Raw genomic sequence first — 3,280 nt, 5'->3', positions numbered from 1 at the left:
CTCGGGGGGTGTGGGGGTGGAGCTCATGGGGGATCCTTCGGCGAGGGCCGGCAGGACCGGCATGGGTGAGGTCGAGATGGGTGGGCGATGCCCCGGGGCCCTCAGGCGCCGGGGGTGGTCTTACCGGTGATGGCCTGTACGACCGTGCGCTGGTGGAGCAGGCCGGTCACGGCGCCCTGGCGGTTCACCACGGCGTACTCGCTGCCCTCGAGGCGTGCGAGGAACTGCACGAGTTCCTGCCCCTCGGCCCACTCGGGCACATAGGCCCCTGCGGCGAGGCGACGTGCGGTCGCATTGACCGCCGTCGTGCCCGCAGCCTCCTCGGGGACGGCGAGCAGTGCGGCCTCGTCGACGACGGCCTCCGGGACCCCGGATGCGCCGGTCACGACGACGGCGGCGCCAGGGTTCTCCCGGAGCAGGCGGCGGGCGGCGAGCACCGTGGTGCCGGCGGGGAGGCCGAGTGCGCGCTGCTGGAGCCGTCCCGCGCTGATGGCGGGCAGGCGCTGACGCATGCGTGCGTTCTCGATGGCGGACGTCGCCCCCAGCCACAGGAAGGCACCCATGACCACGGCGATGAGGATGACCGTCAGGTCCGGGCCGCGCCCCTGGAGCAGCGGTACGCCGACCACCACGCCGAGCAGCAGGACGACCATGATGCGCCCTGCCCACCCGGCGGCCACGGTGCCCTTCTCCTGACTGCCGGTCGCCTTCCACACCGCGCTCTCGACCAGGCGGCCGCCGTCGAGCGGCAGGCCGGGCAGGACGTTGAACGCGGCCACGAGGAGGTTGGCCCAGACCAGGATGGTGACGAGGAGGTAGGACACGGAGCCGGGCGTCATGGCCTGGAGCAGCGCCCACCCCAGACCCGCGAGGACGAAGTTGGCGGCGGGGCCGGCGAGCGCGACCGCCAGGGACCGGCCGGGCGAGGCGTTGAAGCTCGCGAACTGGGTGTGTCCGCCCCACAGGTTCAGGACGATCCGCGTGGTCGGCCAGCCGAAGGCACGGGCGGTGAGGGCGTGGGCCAGTTCGTGGATGAGCACGGACGCGGCGAGGAGCAGGGCGTACCCGAGGGCGACGCCGTAGGCGCCGGGCCCGATCTCCGGGAAGGCGCCACTGACGCGGGGCCCGAAGACGAGAACGATGAAGGCCGTGATGACGAACCACGACCAGGCCAGGACCACCGGGATACCGGCGATGCGCCCGAGGGAGAGCCCGGGGCTCGCCTCCCTCGGGGGAACCTGCTGTCCTCGACTCATGCGCCGTTCCCCGCGCCCTCGGACCGGCTGTTCCCGGGCAGGAGCGCGGCGAGGTCGGCCGGCGTCCGTCCCTCGAGGGTGTCCCAGTCGGTGCGGCGGTCGTCGGGCGGCAGCGGCACGAAGTGGGGGACGGCGAGCGTGACCAGTCCGGCGGCGAGGGCGGAGGTGACGCCGGGAAGGGAGTCCTCCACGGCGACGACGCGGTCCTTGCTGAGGCCCGGGTGGTCCGCTGCGAGCAGGTCGAAGCCCAGCTGGTATGCCTCCGGGTCGGGCTTGCCGGCACTCACGCGGTCCCCCGTGACGAGGTGGGAGAAGGTGCCCTCGGGCAGCCGCGCGGCGACCGCACCGGCGAGGAGGCTCTCCGACATGGTGACCATCGCACAGGGGACGCCTTCCGCGCGGAGGGCTGCCAGCAGCTCCCTCGCCCCCGGGCGCCAGGGCACCTCCGTGCGCACGTCCGCCGCCACACGCTCCGTGAGGTGTTCGATGATGGTACGGACGTCGAGGTCGACGCCGGCCTGCTGGAGCTGCCCGGCGGAGTACTCGAGGGCCTGGCCGACGAGCAGGGTGGCCTGCTCGGTGGTCCAGGTGCCACCGTGGGATTCGACCAGTTCCTTCTCGGCCCGGATCCAGTACGGCTCCGTGTCGACGATCGTCCCGTCCATGTCCCACAGCACGCCCTGCAGTCCGCCAAGGTTCCCGTCGGCTGCGGAGCCGTCGCTCCGGAGGGCGGTGCGGGGAAGGGTCTGGACGCTGCCGGTGGGGTGGTTGGCCATACCTTCCAGTCTACGGCGACCCCTTGACAGGCCCGCACATCTGCTCTGCGCGTAGCCGCGGAACCCCGCCTGACATGGTCGCGCACCGGGGTTTAGGGTGAGAACGTGGACAGCTTCGAAGAGAACCAGCCCAGTGGCGTACAGGACCTTTTCCAGGATGCCGGCGAACCCGAGCGCCGCATCACGATCATGCTCGCCGCGTTCGAGGGTTGGAACGACGCCGGCGAGGCGGCCAGCGACGGACTGAAGTACCTGGGCCGGTTCTTCGGCAGCGAGCGCATCTCGACCATCGACGCCGACGAGTTCTACGACTTCCAGTTCACCCGTCCCATGATCAAGCGGAACTCCTCCGGCCAGCGACGCATCAAGTGGCCCAACACCCGGATCAGCAAGGCCGTCGTCCCCGACTCGAACGTCGACCTGATCCTCGTCAACGGCGTCGAGCCCTCCTACAAGTGGCGCGCCTACACCGCGGAGCTCGTCGCGCTCGCGAAGGAGTTGAGTGTCGACTGCATCGTCCTGGTCGGCGCGCTGCTGGCCGACGTGCCCCACTCGCGGCCCATCCCTGTGACGGTCACCTCGGACGACGACCTCGTCCGTGAGAGCCTCGACGTCGAACCGTCCACCTACGAGGGACCCATCGGCATCGTCGGTGTGCTGGCCGAGATGGGCCTGCTCGCGGACATCCCCACGATGTCGCTGTGGGCGGCCGTACCGCACTACGTCGGTCAGTCCCCGTCGCCGAAGGCGCAGCTGGCCCTCCTGAACAAGCTCGAGGAGATCCTGCAGATCACGGTCGACACCCATGTCCTGACGGAGGAGTCCGAGGCGTGGGAACGGGGCGTGGACGAGCTCGCGACGGAGGACCCGGAGGTGGCCGCATACGTGCGCCAGCTCGAGGAGGCCAAGGACACCGTGGACCTCCCCGAGGCGAGCGGCGAGTCGATCGCCCGCGAGTTCGAGCGCTACCTGAAGAAGCGCCGCCGGGACTAGCGGTCCTGACGGGCCCGGCAGGACGGGCCGCCACGCGCACGGACACGTTCGACCGGGCAGCTCCGCTGCGGCCGCTGCTAGAGCCGGACGCCGAGCAGCGCGTCGACCACGTCCGCCAGGCCCTGCCGGCCGGCGGCATCGCCCGCGGAACGGTGTGCGGACGCGGCGAAGGCGTCCACCGCGGCCAGGGCCGAGGGCGCGTCGAGGTCGTCGGCCAGACACACGCGGATCTGCTCGCGCACCGCCACGACGTCG

The 3,280-nt window shown here is 71.6% G+C and carries 3 protein-coding genes; 1 reads left to right on the top strand and 2 read right to left on the bottom strand.

Annotation, left to right across the window (positions count from 1 at the left end; translation table 11 throughout):
• Nucleotides 1-101: 101 nt before the first annotated feature.
• Both CVO76_RS16250 and CVO76_RS16245 read right to left on the bottom strand, forming a co-directional pair.
• Nucleotides 102-1,256 (bottom strand): site-2 protease family protein, encoded by a 1,155-nt coding sequence (locus tag CVO76_RS16250; protein WP_208740127.1) that lies wholly within the window; start codon nt 1,254-1,256, stop codon nt 102-104.
• Entirely contained in the window at nt 1,253-2,032 is a 780-nt protein-coding gene (locus CVO76_RS16245; RefSeq protein WP_133083097.1) for an HAD family hydrolase, read from the bottom strand. The genes CVO76_RS16250 and CVO76_RS16245 overlap by 4 nt, the downstream gene beginning before the upstream one ends.
• A gap of 105 nt (nt 2,033-2,137) precedes the next feature.
• Between CVO76_RS16245 and CVO76_RS16240 the strand changes: the two genes are divergently transcribed.
• Nucleotides 2,138-3,025 carry a PAC2 family protein gene (locus tag CVO76_RS16240; protein ID WP_244186060.1) on the top strand — a complete coding sequence of 296 codons (888 nt, stop codon included), beginning with the start codon at nt 2,138-2,140 and terminating at the stop codon, nt 3,023-3,025.
• Nucleotides 3,026-3,280: the final 255 nt, after the last annotated feature.

Source organism: Arthrobacter agilis (assembly GCF_002953615.1).
GTDB classification, from domain to species: Bacteria; Actinomycetota; Actinomycetes; order Actinomycetales; family Micrococcaceae; genus Arthrobacter_D; species Arthrobacter_D agilis_B.
This window is presented reverse-complemented; position numbering and strand designations above follow the sequence as displayed.

Bases quoted from the DNA above. Each gene is read 5' to 3' on its own strand.
- CVO76_RS16250 (WP_208740127.1), bottom strand. From the start codon at position 1,256: ATGAGTCGAGGACAGCAGGTTCCCCCGAGGGAGGCGAGCCCCGGGCTC.
- CVO76_RS16245 (WP_133083097.1), bottom strand. From the start codon at position 2,032: ATGGCCAACCACCCCACCGGCAGCGTCCAGACCCTTCCCCGCACCGCC.